Source organism: Pseudomonas sp. R37(2017) (assembly GCF_002113375.1).
GTDB lineage: Bacteria > Pseudomonadota > Gammaproteobacteria > Pseudomonadales > Pseudomonadaceae > Aquipseudomonas.
On sequence record NZ_NEHO01000004.1, the window covers coordinates 242956 to 260019 of the forward strand.

At 59.8% G+C, this 17064-nt stretch carries 12 protein-coding genes and 2 tRNA genes; 4 read left to right on the plus strand and 10 right to left on the minus strand.

Going from position 1 to position 17064, the window contains the following annotated elements:
• Nucleotides 1–78 precede the first annotated feature (78 nt).
• Nucleotides 79–1416: a 30S ribosomal protein S12 methylthiotransferase RimO gene (gene rimO / locus CAG47_RS09045; RefSeq protein WP_085724541.1), complete on the minus strand. Its 1338-nt coding sequence runs from the start codon at nucleotides 1414–1416 to the stop codon at nucleotides 79–81.
• 293 nt (nucleotides 1417–1709) lie between these two features.
• Here rimO and CAG47_RS09050 point away from each other — a divergent pair, with 293 nt between their 5' ends.
• On the plus strand, nucleotides 1710–3611 hold the full coding sequence (locus tag CAG47_RS09050; RefSeq protein ID WP_085724542.1) for a potassium transporter Kup: 1902 nt from the start codon (nucleotides 1710–1712) through the stop codon (nucleotides 3609–3611).
• A gap of 175 nt (nucleotides 3612–3786) precedes the next feature.
• Here the strand turns inward: CAG47_RS09050 and CAG47_RS09055 are convergent, their stop codons facing one another.
• The 4 genes from CAG47_RS09055 to CAG47_RS09070 all read right to left on the minus strand — a co-directional run bounded on the left by CAG47_RS09055 (nucleotide 3787) and on the right by CAG47_RS09070 (nucleotide 8390).
• Complete coding sequence (locus CAG47_RS09055; RefSeq protein WP_085724543.1) at nucleotides 3787–5082, minus strand: virulence factor family protein; 1296 nt, start codon at nucleotides 5080–5082, stop codon at nucleotides 3787–3789.
• Nucleotides 5082–7724 (minus strand): bifunctional lysylphosphatidylglycerol flippase/synthetase MprF, encoded by a 2643-nt coding sequence (gene mprF, locus CAG47_RS09060; RefSeq protein WP_085724544.1) that lies wholly within the window; start codon nucleotides 7722–7724, stop codon nucleotides 5082–5084. Before mprF ends, CAG47_RS09055 begins: the two co-directional genes overlap by 1 nt.
• Nucleotides 7725–8003: 279 nt before the next feature.
• Nucleotides 8004–8080 (minus strand) — tRNA-Met (locus CAG47_RS09065).
• Between the two features lie 233 nt (nucleotides 8081–8313).
• Nucleotides 8314–8390 (minus strand) — tRNA-Met (locus tag CAG47_RS09070).
• A 301-nt stretch (nucleotides 8391–8691) separates the two neighbouring features.
• On the opposite strand from CAG47_RS09070, the gene dinB reads away from it, so the two are divergent.
• Nucleotides 8692–9753 (plus strand): DNA polymerase IV, encoded by a 1062-nt coding sequence (dinB, locus tag CAG47_RS09075; protein ID WP_085724545.1) that lies wholly within the window; start codon nucleotides 8692–8694, stop codon nucleotides 9751–9753.
• 124 nt (nucleotides 9754–9877) lie between these two features.
• Here the strand turns inward: dinB and CAG47_RS09080 are convergent, their stop codons facing one another.
• The 4 genes from CAG47_RS09080 to CAG47_RS09095 form a co-directional block, all read right to left on the minus strand.
• Entirely contained in the window at nucleotides 9878–10831 is a 954-nt protein-coding gene (locus tag CAG47_RS09080) for a hypothetical protein (protein WP_085724546.1), read from the minus strand.
• A 19-nt stretch (nucleotides 10832–10850) separates the two neighbouring features.
• Complete coding sequence (locus tag CAG47_RS09085) at nucleotides 10851–12566, minus strand: proline--tRNA ligase (RefSeq protein ID WP_085724547.1); 1716 nt, start codon at nucleotides 12564–12566, stop codon at nucleotides 10851–10853.
• A 143-nt stretch (nucleotides 12567–12709) separates the two neighbouring features.
• Entirely contained in the window at nucleotides 12710–14269 is a 1560-nt protein-coding gene (locus CAG47_RS09090) for an AmpG family muropeptide MFS transporter (protein WP_085724548.1), read from the minus strand.
• A 44-nt stretch (nucleotides 14270–14313) separates the two neighbouring features.
• Nucleotides 14314–14667, minus strand: a complete 354-nt coding sequence (locus CAG47_RS09095; protein WP_085724549.1) for an MGMT family protein — start codon at nucleotides 14665–14667, stop codon at nucleotides 14314–14316.
• Between the two features lie 162 nt (nucleotides 14668–14829).
• Here CAG47_RS09095 and CAG47_RS09100 point away from each other — a divergent pair, with 162 nt between their 5' ends.
• Entirely contained in the window at nucleotides 14830–15837 is a 1008-nt protein-coding gene (locus CAG47_RS09100) for a DUF481 domain-containing protein (RefSeq protein ID WP_085724550.1), read from the plus strand.
• Between the two features lie 74 nt (nucleotides 15838–15911).
• Here the strand turns inward: CAG47_RS09100 and CAG47_RS09105 are convergent, their stop codons facing one another.
• On the minus strand, nucleotides 15912–16121 hold the full coding sequence (locus CAG47_RS09105) for a cold-shock protein (RefSeq protein ID WP_044461546.1): 210 nt from the start codon (nucleotides 16119–16121) through the stop codon (nucleotides 15912–15914).
• Between the two features lie 353 nt (nucleotides 16122–16474).
• Here CAG47_RS09105 and dcd point away from each other — a divergent pair, with 353 nt between their 5' ends.
• Nucleotides 16475–17041 carry a dCTP deaminase gene (gene dcd, locus CAG47_RS09110; RefSeq protein ID WP_085724551.1) on the plus strand — a complete coding sequence of 189 codons (567 nt, stop codon included), beginning with the start codon at nucleotides 16475–16477 and terminating at the stop codon, nucleotides 17039–17041.
• The last annotated feature ends 23 nt before the right edge of the window (nucleotides 17042–17064 follow it).

Here is a 17064-nt window from a genome sequence, read left to right on the forward strand (position 1 = left end):
TCCTTTCAACCTCAAACGATAGCCGTAAAAAAGCCCCGCATCTCGTCAAGAGAGCGGGGCTTTGCATATTTATTGCGTTTAGATCTGTTCAGCCCACAGATCGTATTCGTCGGCGTCAGTCACTTTGCACCAGACCTTGTCGCCCGGCTTGAGGTTGCTGCCGTTGTCGATGAATACGTTGCCGTCGATTTCCGGGGCATCGAAGAAGCAGCGGCCGACCGCGCCTTGCTCGTCGACTTCATCGACCAGAACTTCGATCTCGCGGCCGATGCGCATTTGCAGGCGAGCCGAGCTGATGGCCTGCTGGTGCGCCATGAAGCGCTCCCAACGGTCCTGCTTGACGTCGTCCGGGACGACTTCCAGGTCCAGGTCATTGGCCGGTGCGCCTTCTACCGGCGAGTACTGGAAGCAGCCGACGCGGTCGAGCTGGGCTTCGGTCAGCCAGTTCAGCAGGTACTGGAAGTCTTCTTCGGTTTCGCCCGGGAAACCCACGATGAAGGTCGAGCGGATGATCAGGTCCGGGCAGATTTCGCGCCAGTTCTTGATGCGCGCCAGGGTCTTGTCTTCGAAGGCCGGGCGTTTCATCGCCTTCAGCACTTTCGGGCTGGCGTGCTGGAACGGGATGTCCAGGTACGGCAGGATCTTGCCGGCGGCCATCAGCGGGATCAGCTCGTCAACGTGCGGGTAAGGGTAGACGTAGTGCAGGCGAACCCAGACGCCGAGGGTGCTCAGGGCTTCGCAGAGTTCGGTCATGCGGGTTTTCACCGGCGCGCCGTTCCAGAAACCGGTGCGGTATTTCACGTCGACGCCGTAGGCGCTGGTGTCCTGAGAGATCACCAACAGTTCCTTGACGCCGGACTTGACCAGGCGCTGGGCCTCGTCGAGCACATCACCCACTGGACGACTGACCAGTTTGCCGCGCATCGACGGGATGATGCAGAAGCTGCAGCTATGGTTGCAGCCTTCGGAAATCTTCAGGTAGGCGTAGTGGCGCGGGGTCAGCTTGATGCCTTGTGGTGGCACCAGGTCGATCAGCGGGTTGTGATCCTGCTTCGGCGGCACGACTTCGTGCACGGCGCTGACCACTTGCTCGTACTGCTGCGGACCGGTCACGGCCAGTACGCTCGGGTGTACGTCGCGAATGTTGCCTTCTTCGACGCCCATGCAGCCGGTCACGATGACCTTGCCGTTTTCCTTGATGGCTTCGCCGATCACTTCAAGGGACTCGGCCTTGGCCGAATCGATGAAGCCGCAGGTGTTGACTACCACGACGTCGGCGTCCTGGTAGGTGGACACCACGTCATAGCCTTCCATGCGCAGCTGGGTAAGGATGCGCTCGGAGTCGACCAGTGCTTTGGGGCAACCCAGGGATACGAAGCCAACCTTTGGATTGGCCGACGCAGGAGTGGTGGACATGTCTAACCTCGGTATTTTGTGACGCCGCTTGCCGGGCAGGGCAAAACCGACGGACGGGCGCTTGAACTGCGCCTCTGATCAAAAAGTGCGCAATTCTAGCGATGAGTCGCTCACTTGACCAGCTTTATGCAGGGAAATACGACGAGTGCTGCGCTATGCTTCGCGCCGTTAAGCTTTACTGTTTTTTTGCAGTCAATAAAACGTCTGTAACGTGATGTAAAACAGCGCATGCTGCACGACAAAGCATAGTGCTTCTTTCAAAGAAGCCCGAGTCTGGGTAGTAGGAGTGGTGGATGGGTCAGGCAAGTAGTCAGACTGCGGGCGCCGAGCATTCGGTGGTGAAGCCGATCGGTATGCTGGTCGCGGCAGTCGGGGTGGTTTATGGCGATATCGGCACCAGTCCGTTGTACACCCTCAAAGAAGTGTTTTCCGGCGGCTATGGCGTGCCGGTCAACCATGACGGGGTGCTGGGGATCCTGGCACTCATTTTCTGGTCGCTGATCTGGGTCGTGTCGATCAAGTACATGATGTTCGTGCTGCGCGCCGACAACCAGGGCGAAGGCGGGATCATGGCCTTGACCGCGCTGGCCCGGCGGGCGGCGGCGGGGCACGCCAGATTGCGCACCTTGCTGGTTGTCTGCGGACTGATCGGCGCGGCGTTGTTCTATGGCGACAGCATGATCACCCCGGCAATCTCCGTATTGTCGGCGATCGAAGGCCTGGGGCTGGCCTTCGAAGGCATCGACCATTGGGTGGTGCCTATCTCACTGGTGGTGCTGGTGGCGTTGTTCCTGATCCAGAGCCACGGTACGGCGCGGATAGGTATTCTGTTCGGGCCGATCATGGTGACCTGGTTTCTCGTACTGGGGGCACTGGGCGTCTATGGCATCAGCCAGCACCCGGAAGTGCTGCAGGCAATGAACCCGGTGTGGGGCGTACGCTTCTTCATCGTGCACCCGGGCATGGGCGTGGCGATTCTTGGCGCTGTGGTGCTCGCGTTGACCGGTGCCGAAGCGCTGTACGCGGACATGGGGCACTTCGGCCGCAAGCCGATCGCTCGTGCCTGGTTCATCCTCGTGTTGCCGGCGCTGGTGCTCAATTATTTTGGTCAAGGGGCCTTGCTGCTGGGCGATCCGGAAGCTGCCCGTAACCCGTTCTACCTGCTGGCGCCAAGCTGGGCGCTGCTCCCGCTGGTCGGCCTGTCGACCATGGCCACGGTGATTGCCTCGCAAGCAGTGATTTCCGGTGCATTCTCCTTGACCCGCCAGGCGATCCAGCTCGGTTACATCCCGCGCATGCACATTCGACACACTTCCAGCGCCGAACAGGGCCAGATCTATATCGCCGCGGTGAACTGGGCGCTGATGGTCGGTGTCGTGTTGTTGGTGCTGGGTTTCGAATCTTCCGGCGCCCTGGCCTCGGCCTACGGCGTGGCGGTGACCGGGACCATGCTGATGACAACCATCCTGGTGTCGGCAGTGATATTGCTGTTGTGGAAATGGCCACCGGTTCTCGCAGTTCCGGTGCTGCTCGGTTTCCTGCTGGTGGACGGCCTGTACTTCGCCGCCAATGTGCCGAAAATCGTTCAGGGCGGTGCATTCCCGGTGATCGCCGGTTTCGTGCTGTTTGTGCTGATGACCACCTGGAAGCGTGGCAAGCAGTTGCTGGTCGAGCGTATCGACGAGGGTGGATTGCCACTGCCGATCTTCATCAGCAGCGTTGCCGTACAACCGCCCCATCGAGTTCAGGGCACCGCCGTGTTCCTGACCGCGCGGGCGGATGCCGTGCCCCACGCGTTGTTGCATAACCTGTTGCATAACCAAGTGTTGCACGAGCAAGTGGTGCTGCTGACGGTGGTGTACGAAGACATCCCGCGGGTGCCGCCACAACGGCGCTTCGAGGTCGATTCCTACGGCGAAGGTTTCTTCCGCGTAATCCTGCATTTCGGTTTCATCGATGAGCCGGACGTACCGCAGGCGCTGAAACTGTGCCACCTCGATGAACTGGATTTCAGTCCGATGCGTACCACCTACTTCCTCAGTCGCGAGACGGTCATTGCCTCCAAGCTCGAAGGCATGGCTCGTTGGCGTGAAGGGTTGTTTGCCTTCATGTTGCAGAACGCCAACGGCAACCTGCGCTTCTTCAATCTGCCGCTGAACCGGGTGATTGAACTGGGGACGCAGGTCGAGATGTAAGGCTTCTTGTAGGAGCGAGCATGCTCGCGATGGCGGTGTATCAGTCAACATGGATGGTGAACTGATGGCCTCATCGCGAGCGTGCTCGCTCCTACAGAAGGCCTGTGGTGAATTGCCGGATGTAAAAAAGCCCCCGCTACCGTTAGGTGGCGGGGGCTTTTTGCAGGCTTTCAGATCACTCTGTAGCCGCTGTTTCCTTCGGCTGGCGCTTGTCGATCACGTCCACCAGGCGTTTGGCCAGCGCCGGGTAATTCTCGTCGAAGTGGTGGCCGCCAGGCAGCTTGATGGCTTCGCCCACCGCTGTCTTGTCGGTGCAACCGCTTTCGTCGGTTTCTTCTTCACCGTAGATGCACACCACTTTGGCGGCTGGCAACTTGGCCATTTCCGGGCCGGTGGCGGCTTCCTTGCCGGCGTTGCCGAGCCAGCCTTCGACTTCGATCTCGAAGCTGCCGGTACGGGCGAAGGCCAGCAGGATGATCGCGTCTACGCGATTCTGCTCCGACTCGGTCAGGCGGTTGTAGATCGCCGGCAGGACATCGGCACCGAACGAGTAGCCCGTCAGGATGAAGCGCTTGGTGCCCCATTTCTGCCGGTAGTGCTGCATCAGTTCAGTCAGGTCCAGCGCGCTTTGCTCCGGGCTCTTGTGCTGCCAGTAGTAGCGCAGGGTGTCGATGCCGACCACCGGGTAGCCGATCTTGGCCATCTCGCCCGCCACGTCGCGGTCCAGGTCGCGCCAGCCACCGTCACCGGAGAGGAACAGGGTCACGGTGTCCCGCGCCTGACCGGCTGGCACTTCGACCACCGGGATCTGCAGGCCGCCAGCGGCTTTGTCGCCGCCGACGAGGATCTTGCGCAGTTCGTTGTTCAGTACTTGCGGCAGGTTGATGTCATAGTCGCTGATACTGGTTTCGGCGTTCGGTTGATCGCGCACGAAGCCGGCGCTGGTGTCGTCCGGGTTGTCGTTCCACGCTGCCAGCCAGTGGCCGTGGGCGGCGCTTTTCGGTAGCAGGTGGGTGCAACCACCCTTTTCCAGGGCAAGATCGACCGAGACGGCGTGGGCTTTGTCGTTCTTTTGCTCGGACAACCAGCGCCAGGCCAGTACGGCGCCAGGGCCGATGCCGCTGACCAGGGTCGCCGGGCCCTTGAGCTCTCTCAGGCCCGATTGCAGGGCGCGGCTTTGCAGCAGGCAGTCCTTGGGCAGGATCACCTGGACAATCTGTGCCGAGCCGCTGCGGCTCAGGGTCATCAATTGCTTGTCGCTGAGTTTCTGGTCTTCGTTGACCGCTACCAGCACCTGGGCGCGTGGCGTGGTGCCGGGGATGACGCGGGTCATCGGCGCACCGTCGGCCGGGGTCAGCAGTTCGAGTGTCGGTTCCGGTGCCGGGCGTTTGAGGTACCAGTAACCGCCACCGAGAATCAGGGCCACTAACACCAGAGTGCCCAATACATACCGCAAGGAGCGTTGAATCATCAGCGTTTCACCAATCCGGTCAAGCCGCCCGCGATCAGGGCAGCAGTGTCGGCCAGCGCAACCAGCGGATCGAGTCCGGCGGGCACGGCCATATAACGGGGTTCCCAATCAGGCTGGAACTTGTCTTTGAAGCGGCGCAAGCCCTGGAAGTTGTACAACTGCTCACCACGGCGGAATACCATCGAGCCCAGGCGCTGGGTCAATGGTGCGCCGCGACGGGGTTGCAACCCCGACAACGGCACCATGCCCAGGCTGAAGCGCGCGTATCCATGGTTTTTATAATGTTGAATCAGGCCGACCATCATGAATTCCATGGTCAGCTTCGGGGCGTCCGGGTGCGCGCGCATCAGGTCGAGACTGGCCAGGTCATGGCCGTAGGTCTCGAGCAGGTTGGCGAACGCCACCGGACGTCCTTCGAAACGAATCACCGCGATGCGGAAATACTTGAGGTAGTCATCGCTGAAACGGCCCAGTGAAAAACCTTTCTCGCGCACGTTCTTGCCGGTCAGCCAGGCATCGGATATCACCTTGAGCTCATCCATCGGCGCATGGCCCGGCTCGAAGATTTCCAGCGACAGGCCATCACGGGTGCCGCGGTTCCAGGTGTAGCGCAGGTCCTTCATCTCTTTGCCCTTGGCTTCGAGATCAAAACGCTTGAGGTCGACCCGTGCTTCTTCGCCGAGTTTGATCGCGGTCAGGCCGATGTCCATGTAGTACGGCAGGTTTTCCGCGCGCACTTGATAGAAAACAGGACGGGCGTGGTGGATGTCGCACAGGTCGCGGAACTGCCAGATCATTTCCGCCCGTTGCTGGCCCGGGCCGATCGGGTCATACAGTGCCACCAGGCTGCGTCCGCGACGGGCGTACATCAGGAAGGCTTCGTCATTGGGGTGAAACAGCAGCGCCTTGTCACCGGTCAGGGCCAGGCCGCCATCCGGCTGGGCCGATGCCATGAGGATCTTGCTGGCGCGTTCCAGTTCGTCGGGCGTCGGCAGGTGAATGACCGGACGCGCCGTGCGCAACAACCAGGTCAGTGACACCACCACCAGCAGCACGGCAGCCCCGAGCAGCGAACGCAGGCCGCGAGGGGCGTCGGCGTCGAGGGTGAACTGCCACCAGAGTTGATGGCTGTACGGAACGTCCTGATAGGCGAACAGCAGCAGCCAGATCGATGCACCGAGCACACACAGACTGGCCACCAGGTACAGCGGCGAGAACGGTACTTCGGTCAGGCGGCTGGGGCGATAGAACGACCGGCGGAATACCCCGAGCAGGCTCGCCGTCAGCACCATCAGGCTGGCTTCTTCCCAATCGAAGCCTTTGAGCAGCGAGAGCAGGGCACCGACCAGCAACAGAATGGTGGTCAGCATCCATGCGGCCGACAGCCGGCGACGCAGCCCCTGGGCCAGCAACAGGCAAAGTACACCGACCAGGCTGGCGCCGAAGTGGGAGGCATCGACCAGTCGATGGGGAATCAGAAAGCCGATGTGTTCCAGGCGGGTATCGATTTCCGGAGTGGCGCCGGAGAACAGCAGGACAACGCCGGACAGGAATACCAGCACCGCCAGTATCGGAGCTGCCAGGCCTGAGGTCGCGCGCAAGGTCTGGCGTGTCTGGAACAGACGCTGACCTTCGTTGACCAGCAACAGCAGGCAGGCCACCAGCAATGGCAGGACCACGTAGATCAAGCGATAGAGCAGCAGGGCGGCCGCCAGTGGCGCAGCGCCCAGGGTGTCGGAAAACGCCGCCAGCAAAATCGCCTCGAACACCCCGACACCGCCCGGCACATGGCTGAGCACGCCGGCGGCCAGCGCCAGCAGGTAAACCAGAAGGAACGCTCCAAAGGGCGGCGTTTCCGGCAGCAGCAAATAGAGCACGGTCGCGGCGGCGGCTACGTCCAGGGCGGTGATGATCAATTGCAGGAACGTCAGGCGACGCCCGGGCAGGCGCAAGGTACGACGCCCGATCCTGACCAGCAGGTTGTCCGGGTAAGGCTGATCCGGCAGTCGACGACGATAGATACCGATCGCCAACACCGAAAACAGCACGAGCACCACGCCTGCCACGATGCCCAGCAACGTCTCGGAGAGCCCCAGGGCGGTGGACGCGGCAGGCAGGTCGCTGAGTGTCGCCAGGGCGGCCAGCGGCGGCAGGGCGCAACCCAGCGAGAGGCTGGCGAACAGCGTCATGCGGGCGACCTCAGCCGCTCCCAGGCCATGACGGACGTAGAGGCGATAGCGAACCGAACCGCCTGACAACATTGAAAGGCCGATGGCGTTGCCGATGGCAAAGGCCGTGAAACCGCCCAATGCCAGCGCGCGCGGTGCCAGGCTCACGCCGGCATAGCGACTGGCCGACCATTCGTAGCCGAGCAGAATGATGAAGCCCACTACGGTTGCGCCCAAGGCGCCCATCAAGGCAGGCTGCGGAACTTCGAGGATCGAGTCGTGCAGCGCGTCAAGGTCGAGTTCGCTCAACAGGTGGCGACAGGCAATCAGCGCGATCGCGAACAGCAGCAGGGTGACCGCCAGGCCGATGGGTTGACGGTACTTGCTCAATCGATCAAGCAGGCGCAGACGCTCGGCATTGATCGGTTGTGTCGCGGTGACAGTGTCTTGTGAATCAGGCGAGTTGGCGCGCATCAATCACCTCTTGGATTGTGCGCGACAGGATGGGGGTATCCAGCCAAGTTACCAATCCCTGTAGAAAAAAATAATCACAAATATTAACGCCTATCACCCGGCTACAGGGGCGGCGCGTTATCAGTCGTGAAAGCTTCAGTCTGCGATAGAGCATAGTCTGAACCCGGCGCATGGGTGGTCCCCAAACGGCTTGCTACACAGTGACAGATCATTGTTGCGAAAGGACTTTTTCAACAGATACAAAAAAGGCCACTCTTTCGAGTAGCCTTTTTTGATGTTTGGTTGCGGGAGCCGGATTTGAACCGACGACCTTCGGGTTATGAGCCCGACGAGCTACCAGACTGCTCCATCCCGCGTCTGTGTGGCGGCATTCTATAGAGTAATGCCGGGGTGTCAACCGTTAATGCTGAAGCGGGTCAAATAAACCTGGAATCGCGGCAAACGGTCACAGGCCATGGCCTAAGTTTCGGAATCGGAACGATTTCCTGTTTCGGTGTCGTTGAAAGTCCAGGCCTGGTTTCGATGCTTGGTGCTGTAAAACAAGCACGCACAAAAAAGGCCACTCTTTCGAGTGGCCTTTTTTGATGTTTGGTTGCGGGAGCCGGATTTGAACCGACGACCTTCGGGTTATGAGCCCGACGAGCTACCAGGCTGCTCCATCCCGCGTCTGTGGGTCGGCATTCTATAGAGATGCGCCGGGGTGTCAACCTTAATTTCAGATAAAACCTGTTCTGCTTCAATTGGTTAGCTTGTGGAAGGGGAGGGTTGTCAGCCTGTAAGTCAGGCAGGGCAAGGCCTGCGGCTCTATTGAGAGTATTTTTTCGATTAAAAAAATAAATTCACCAGCGACATTTCCCACGAGTCGAAAAGAACCTTCAGACTACTGGTGCTATATACAGGTGCTGGTGAGATACTGCATATCCGTCATACCAAGACGCCTTTTCCTTGCCATGAACACTGCTTTGCCATGACTCAGCGAAAGATCATCCACGTCGATTGTGACTGTTTCTACGCCGCCATTGAGATGCGCGACGACCCGCGCCTGGCCGGCAAGCCACTGGCGGTGGGCGGGTCGGCGGATCGGCGCGGGGTGATCGCGACCTGCAATTATGAAGCGCGGGCGTACGGGGTGCGTTCGGCAATGTCCTCCGGGCATGCCTTGAAGCTGTGCCCCGACCTGATCATCGTCAAGCCACGCATGGATGCCTATAGAGAAGCGTCCAGGGAAATTCATGGGATCTTTCGTGACTACACCGAGATCATCGAGCCGCTCTCGCTCGATGAGGCGTACCTCGATGTGTCGGACAGCGCGCATTTCGCCGGCAGTGCAACGCGAATTGCCCAGGACATCCGGCGCCGGGTCTCCAACCAGTTGCACATCACCGTGTCGGCCGGCGTGGCGCCGAACAAGTTTCTGGCCAAGATCGCCAGCGACTGGAAAAAGCCCAACGGCCTGTTCGTCATTACTCCGGACCAGGTCGAGGACTTCGTCAGTGGCCTGCCGGTGAGCAAGTTGCATGGGGTTGGCAAGGTCACCGCCGACAAGCTCGGCAAACTGGGTATCACCGATTGCCTGCAATTGCGTGAGTGGGACAAGTTGGCGCTGGTACGTGAGTTCGGCAGTTTTGGCGAGCGACTTTGGAGCCTGGCCCGTGGGATTGATGAGCGTGTGGTGCATAACGACAGCCGTCGTCAGTCGATCAGTGTTGAAAATACCTACGACGTCGATCTGCCGGATCTGAAGAGCTGTCTGGAAAAATTGCCCGAGTTGCTGGAGACCCTGGCCGGCCGCATGGCGCGAATCGACAGCAGTTATCGTCCGGGCAAGCCCTTCGTCAAAGTGAAGTTTCACGACTTCACCCAGACTACATTGGAGCAGGCCGGGGCAAGGCGGGATCTGGGGAGTTATCAGTTGATGCTGACCCAGGCGTTCAATCGCGGCGGCAAGCCGGTGCGGTTGTTGGGGGTCGGGGTGCGGCTGGAAGACTTGCGGGGCGGGTTTGAGCAGATGGAGTTGTTTGAGCGGTAGGTTTGTGGTGAATGTGAGGGCCCCTTCGCGAGCAGGCTCGCTCCCACGATGGATTTCAGGTGTTCCCAAATCCAATGTGGGAGCGAGCCTGCTCGCGAAGGCGTTCCGACGAAGCTTTTGGCTTTCAGTTCAGCCCTGGATTCGCCACCAGCCGCTCGCCATTCTGGGCCAGCGACTTCAGGAATTCGCTCTGCAGCTCGGGATCATTGCGCGTCAGTTCGATCAGGCTTTGTTCCAGCTCGCTCGCTTCCTCTTCAAGACCCAGTTCCGACAGGCGTTTGACCCGGTGAACCCACTGATTGACTTCGTCTCCTTCGAGGTCATCATAAATCAGCCCGTGGGCCTCGTAGAGCTTGCTGCGCAGGGTGCTGCTGACAGCCAGGGAGGAGTCGCTGCGTACGTTGTCCTGATCATCCTCAACACGAACCAGCAATCGGCTCAGATGGTTGATGTCATGTTCGGCGAACGGGCTGTCCAGCAGATTCAGGCGTAACACGCCGTTCTTGTCGGTGGTCAGTTCGAAGGTTTCCTTGCCCGCCTTGACTTCAACCGGACGCTCGCTCCAGGGCAGGCTTGAGTACTCCGTGCGCTTGTCGCGCTGGACTTCATCGATACCCGCCAGGTTCTGCTGTGCGCGACCGTGGGACTGCACATTCATGAACGGGTTGAGCCCGGCGAAGCCGTAGCTCAACCAGTCCCTGGTCACGCTGTCCGGCAAATTGCCGAGGGCGAACACATTGACCACGTTGGCACCTACACCCGCCACCACGGCTACCGCGCCCAGCGGGATTTCGTAAATCTCCCGCCAGGGTTGGTACGGTGTATATCGGTCATAGTGACGCGTGACTTCGTACTCGGTGACTTCGAAAGTCTTCTGCTCGTGGATTTTCACCCGCCGTTGCGGCAGCTCAAGCACCTTGGGCTCGCCGACATCGATCTGCAGGCTGTGATCGAGCAATTTGCGCTCGACCCGCTCCTCGTGCTCGCTGCGTTGTGACATGTGGTTGGCACAGCCGCTGACCAGCAGGGTGCCGCACAAGGCGGCACCACCGAGGCCTAAGGTGTTTCGCTTGAACATGACGTCTCTATATCTGGTATCAGCGGCGGATGCGGGCCTGAAGGAAGGACAGCACGTCGGCGACCGGCAGCGCTTGGGCCTCGGCCTCGGTACGGCTCTTGTATTCCAGGTTGCCTTCAGCCAGGCCGCGGTCGCTGACCACGATCCGGTGTGGAATGCCGATCAGTTCCATGTCAGCGAACTTGATGCCCGGGCTGGTTTTCTTGTCGCGGTCGTCGAGCAGTACTTCGAAGCCGGCTGCGGTGAGTTCCGCGTACAGCTTGTCGGTGGCTTCGCGAACCTGCTCGGTTTCGTAGCGCAGCGGCACCAGGGCGATCTGGAACGGCGCGAGGGCGTCGCTCCAGATGATCCCGTTTTCGTCGTTGTTCTGCTCGATGGCGGCAGCCACCACACGAGAAACGCCGATGCCGTAGCAACCCATTTCCAGGGTGACCGGCTTGCCGTTCTCGCCCAGCACTTCGCACTTCATCGCTTTGCTGTACTTGTTGCCCAGCTGGAAAATGTGCCCGACTTCGATGCCGCGCTTGATTTCCAGGGTGCCTTTGCCATCCGGGCTTGGGTCGCCGGCCACGACATTGCGCAGGTCGGCAACGGTCGGAACAGGCAGGTCACGCTCCCAGTTCACGCCGAAATAGTGCTTGTCGTCGATGTTGGCACCGATACCGAAGTCGCTCATCAGTTCGACGGAGCGGTCGATGATGATCGGCAGTGGCAGGTTCAGCGGGCCGAGGGAACCGGCGCCGGCGCCGATGGCGTCGCGCAGTTCGCTTTCCGAGGCCATGACCAGCGGGCTGGCAACGCCAGGTTGGTTGGCAGCCTTGATTTCGTTGAGTTCGTGGTCGCCACGGATGATCAGGGCAATCAGCTTGCCTTTCTCTTCCGCGTGAACCACGAGGGTCTTGATGGTTTTCTCGATCGGCAGATTGAAGCCTTCGACCAGTTGCGCAATGGTCTTGGCGTTCGGGGTGTCGACCAGGCGCAGCTCTTCGGTCGCAGCGGCGCGGGAGGTTTCCCGTGGCACGGCTTCGGCTTTCTCGATGTTCGCGGCGTAGTCGGAGCCGTTGCTGAAGACGATGTCGTCTTCACCGGACTCGGCCAGCACGTGGAACTCGTGGGAGCCGGCACCGCCGATGGAGCCGTTGTCGGCTTCAACAGGGCGGAACTTCAGGCCCAGGCGGGTGAATACGTTGCAGTAAGCCTGGTGCATGCGGTCGTAGGTGACCTGCAGCGAAGGCTGGTCGGCGTGGAACGAGTAGGCGTCCTTCATGGTGAATTCGCGGCCGCGCATCAAGCCGAAGCGTGGACGGATTTCGTCACGGAATTTGGTCTGGATCTGGTACAGGTTGATTGGCAGCTGCTTGTAGCTGCTCAGCTCGTTGCGCATCAGATCGGTGATGACTTCTTCGTGGGTCGGGCCTGCGCAAAAGTCGCGACCATGGCGATCCTTGAAGCGCAGCAATTCAGGGCCGTACTCTTCCCAGCGCCCGGATTCCTGCCACAGCTCGGCCGGTTGCGTGCTCGGCATCAACACTTCGAGAGAGCCGGCGGCGTTCATTTCTTCACGAACGATGGCTTCGACCTTGCGCATTACCCGCAGGCCCATCGGCAGCCAGGTGTACAGGCCCGAGGCGAGTTTGCGGATCATGCCGGCGCGCAGCATCAGCTGGTGGCTGATCACAACCGCGTCGGAAGGCGTTTCTTTTTGTGTGGCGAGCAAAAATTGACTGGTGCGCATGGTTGGCCGTTATCGATTGCTGATGACGAGAAATGACGGAGCATTGTACGGGCGAGATCCGCTGGCGTACAGGCGTGCGGTCGGTGGTGTGGCAGGAGGGCGCGATTCACTCGGCCCTCTGCGAATATTCCTGGGTAAAGAACCTACGATTCTTCGGCGACCGGGGTCTGCACCGGTTCCGGTGTCGGTGTCGGGCCAGCGCGGCGGTTCTCCTGGAACCAGTGCAGGGCGATCAACAGCAGGGTCGGGACGCCGAGCAGGGCGGTAATCAGGAAGAAGTTGTGATAGCCGAACTTCTCCACCATGACCCCGGAGTAACCGCCGATCAGGCGTGGCAGCAGCAGCATGATCGAGCTGAGCAGGGCGTACTGGGTGGCGGAGAACTTGAGGTTGGTCAGGCTCGACAGGTAGGCGACAAAGGCCGAGGTGGCCAGGCCCGAACTGAAATTGTCCAGGGAAATGGTCAGCACCAGCATGCTCAGGTTGGGCCCCATGTCGGCGAGCATCAGGAACAGGATATTGGTCGCCGCGGATGCGGCGCCGCCGATGAACAGGATCGGCAGGATGCCGAAACGCACGATCAGCAGGCCGCCCATGCCGGCGCCGACCAGGGTCATGATCAGGCCGAAGATTTTACTGACGCTGGCGATCTGGTCCTTGGTGAAGCCCTGGTCGATGTAGAACACATTGGCCATCACGCCCATGACCGTATCGGACATTCGATAGGTGGCGATCAGGCCGAGCAGCAGCAGTGCTTGCCAGCGGTATCGCAGGATGAAGTCGTTGACCGGCGTGAGCACCGGTGCCAGGCCGCGACGGCCCATGGCCGAGAGGCACATGGCGGTGAGCGTGATATAGAGGATGGCCCGCAGGAGTGCGCGGTCCTCGAGCAGCAGGTCGAGCAGGCTCACGCCTTCGAACAGCACGCTGGCGAAGTCGGTGTTGTAGAGCTGGGTGAACATGGCCGGCACGGACACCAGCAATATGATCAGTACGAACACCGAGGCCAGTTGGTGCGCAAAGCTGTAGCGCCCGGCCTGCAGTTGCGTGCGCAACGGCACGGGTGGTTCGCGCATGAACAGAGAAGTCAGCAGTGCCGGGACCATCAGCGCCCCGAACAGGATGTAAGTGCCAGCCCAGGCTGAATGCTGGTAGTTGAAGCCGGTGGAGCCAAAACCTTCAGCGAAGTACAGCGCGCCTGCGGTAGCCAGCAGCGCAGCGACGCGGTAACCGGACATATAGCTGGCGGCCAGGGCGGCCTGACGATTGTCTTCGGCGATTTCCAGGCGATAGGCGTCTACCGCGATATCCTGCGTCGCCGATGCGAAAGCGACGACCACGGCTATGGCGATCAGCCACGACAAATGCTTTTGCGGGTCGCAGAAGCCCATCCCGATCAGGCCGAGGATGACCAGTGCCTGGGACAACACGAGCCAGGAACGTCGTCGACCGAGTTTGCCGAGCAATGGCAGTCGCCACTGGTCGAGCAAAGGTGACCAGACCCATTTGAAGGCGTACGCCAGGCCGATCAGGCTTGCATAACCAATGGTTTCACGAGCCACGCCAGCTTCACGCAGCCAGACCGAAAGCGTCGAAAACACCAGCATGTAGGGTAGGCCGGCGGCGAAACCGAGCAGCAACAGCACGAGTGTCGAGGGGCTGGCATAAGCGGCGAGCGCGGCGCGCCAGGTTTTACGGGGCATGGGCTGGAGTCTGCCTCAACAAATACAGAAACAAAGCGCGCACTCTAACCGCTGTGCTCTACCGGACGCCAGCCATGGCGCTGAATATCAACACGATTGTTCAGGACACTGATGCCTTCCATGCGTAATCGTGCGCGCTGCTCATCGCCCGATGGACTGCCTGCCGGCAGGCTGATGCGCCCGTTTGCGCCCAGAACACGGTGCCAGGGCAACTTGCTGTCGCTCGGCAATTGGCTGAGGGTACGACCGACCCAACGGGCGGCGCGACCCAGTCCCGCAAGCTCGGCCAATTGGCCGTAGCTGACGACTTTGCCCTCGGGAACTTGCGCCAGTGTCAGATACAGCGCCGTGCGTCGGATTTGCGCCGCGCTCTCGGGTTCATCGGTTGGCTCGGTCACGTCCGTCAGTCCTGAAGAAGTTTGCTTTACCGTCTGTAGAGTAAATCCTGCGCAGGCGGTTGAGAAATGAACTCAATAGAATTCGTCGGGTCAGTCCTTGTCATGGCCTTGTTCCTACGGATAATGCCGACTTTTCTCGCAAGCCGAGCGCGTATTTTGCTTATGTTGTCCAGATCCCTGCTGTGTCTCGCCGTCCTTGGTGCTTCCACTCCTTTGCTGGCCGATACCGTGTGGTTGAAGAACGGTGACAAGCTGAGTGGCAAGATCACGCTGTTCGATGGTGGCAAACTGCTGATCCAGACCGAGTATGCGGGGGCGGTGACGATCGACTGGAAACAGGTCAAGACCCTGGATAGCGATCAGGAGTTGCTGGTCAAGCAGGATGCCTACACTGGCGAGAAAGCCAAGTCGCTGAAAGCAGCGGACACCGGCAAGGTCACGCTGGCCAACGGCGATGCGCCGAAGACGGTCGAACTGGCGAGCATTCAGCAGATTCTCAAGCCAAAACCGGTGGTCGAGGACCTGGTGTGGAAAGGCAATGTCGATGTCGCGCTGGATTATCAGCGGGCGGAAAACGACACCGATGACTACGACATCGATTTCAAGACCAGTGCGCGCCACGGTCGCTGGCGGCATACCGCCGAAGGCGAATACAACCGCGAGTTCCAGGATGACGTGGTGACCACGGACAACTGGCGGGCCGAGTACTCCATCGACCGATTCCTGACCGAACAATGGTTCTGGCAGGGGCGCCTGGTGTACAAGCGCGACAAGGTCGAAGACCTTTCCCGTCAACGCACGGTCGGTACCGGCCCCGGTTATCAGTTCTGGGATGACGAACTCGGAGCGTTCTCCCTGGGCGCGCTGGTCAACCGCACGGACTATGAGTTCTCCGATGGCAGCAAGGACAATTTCTACGCCCTGGCCATGACGTGGGACTACAACCGCTACCTGATCGGCAAGCGTGTCGAGTTTTTCACCAATGGGGAAGTCGGCAAGCCGTTGTCGGATGTGGCTGACTACGCGCTCGATGCCGAGATGGGGTTGCGCTACAAGGTGACTGACTGGGCTTCGCTGAACCTGAAGGCGGAGCGCGACATCATCAGCGGCACCGATGACGCGGACCTGGACAAGACACGCTACTCCGCAGGGTTTGGCGTGACCTGGTAAAAAATCCAAAAAGACACCACCCACAAAAAAGCCCCGCTGTTGAGGGCGGGGCTTTTTACTAAAGCAAGTACAAGTTAGATAACTTGAACTTCTTCAGCTTGCATGCCTTTCTGACCGCGGGTAGCGATGAAAGAAACCTGCTGGCCTTCTTTCAGGGTTTTGAAACCGTCGGACTGGATAGCTTTGAAGTGAACGAACAGGTCGTCACCGGATTGTGGAGTGATGAAGCCGAAGCCTTTTTCATCGTTGAACCACTTAACGGTACCGGTTTGGCGATTAGACATGGTGTAACTCCTTGAACAAAGATAACTGCGACTCAGGAAGAACCCTGGCCGAGACTGAGTGCAAAGAGCAGGAAAAATTCTTGTAGATGGTTGGATCGAAATTCAACATATCGTGGAGAGATTCTCAGTGACACAAGCAGCACAGTGGCGCCACCTTAACCCTTTTTCCAGGACGTGCCAATGCTTCTTGCGAAGGTTTCTCTGTTTTAAGGATCGGCGGTGCGACGGTTCGTCGCCAGGGCGTGTAATTCCTGCCTGTTCGGCGAGAATTGCACCCTGGACTTTGAACCCGGCGACGCGCCCGGTAAGATGCCGGACAGAATTTTTCGACCTCGCTATTCAGGACCCCCGCCATGAGCATCAAATCGGACAAGTGGATTCGCCGCATGGCGCAGGAACACGGAATGATCGAACCTTTCGTCGAGCGCCAGATGCGCGGCAGCGACGATAGCCGTGTGATCTCCTACGGCGTGTCGAGCTACGGTTACGACGTGCGCTGCACTAGTCATTTCAAGGTGTTTACCAACATCAATTCGGCCATCGTGGATCCGAAGAACTTCGATGCCGGCAGTTTTGTCGATATCCACAGCGACGTGTGCATCATTCCGCCGAACTCCTTCGCCCTGGCCAGTACCGTCGAATACTTCCGCATTCCGCGCAATGTATTGACCATTTGCCTGGGTAAGAGCACCTATGCGCGCTGCGGCATCATCGTCAACGTCACGCCGCTCGAGCCTGAGTGGGAAGGTCACGTGACCCTGGAGTTCTCCAACACTACCAATCTGCCGGCTAAAATCTATGCCAACGAAGGCGTTGCGCAGATGCTGTTCCTCGAGTCTGACGAAGAATGTGAAGTGTCCTACAAAGACCGTGGTGGCAAGTATCAGGGCCAGCGTGGCGTGACCCTGCCGCGCACCTGAGTCAACCGTCCGACAAATGTCAG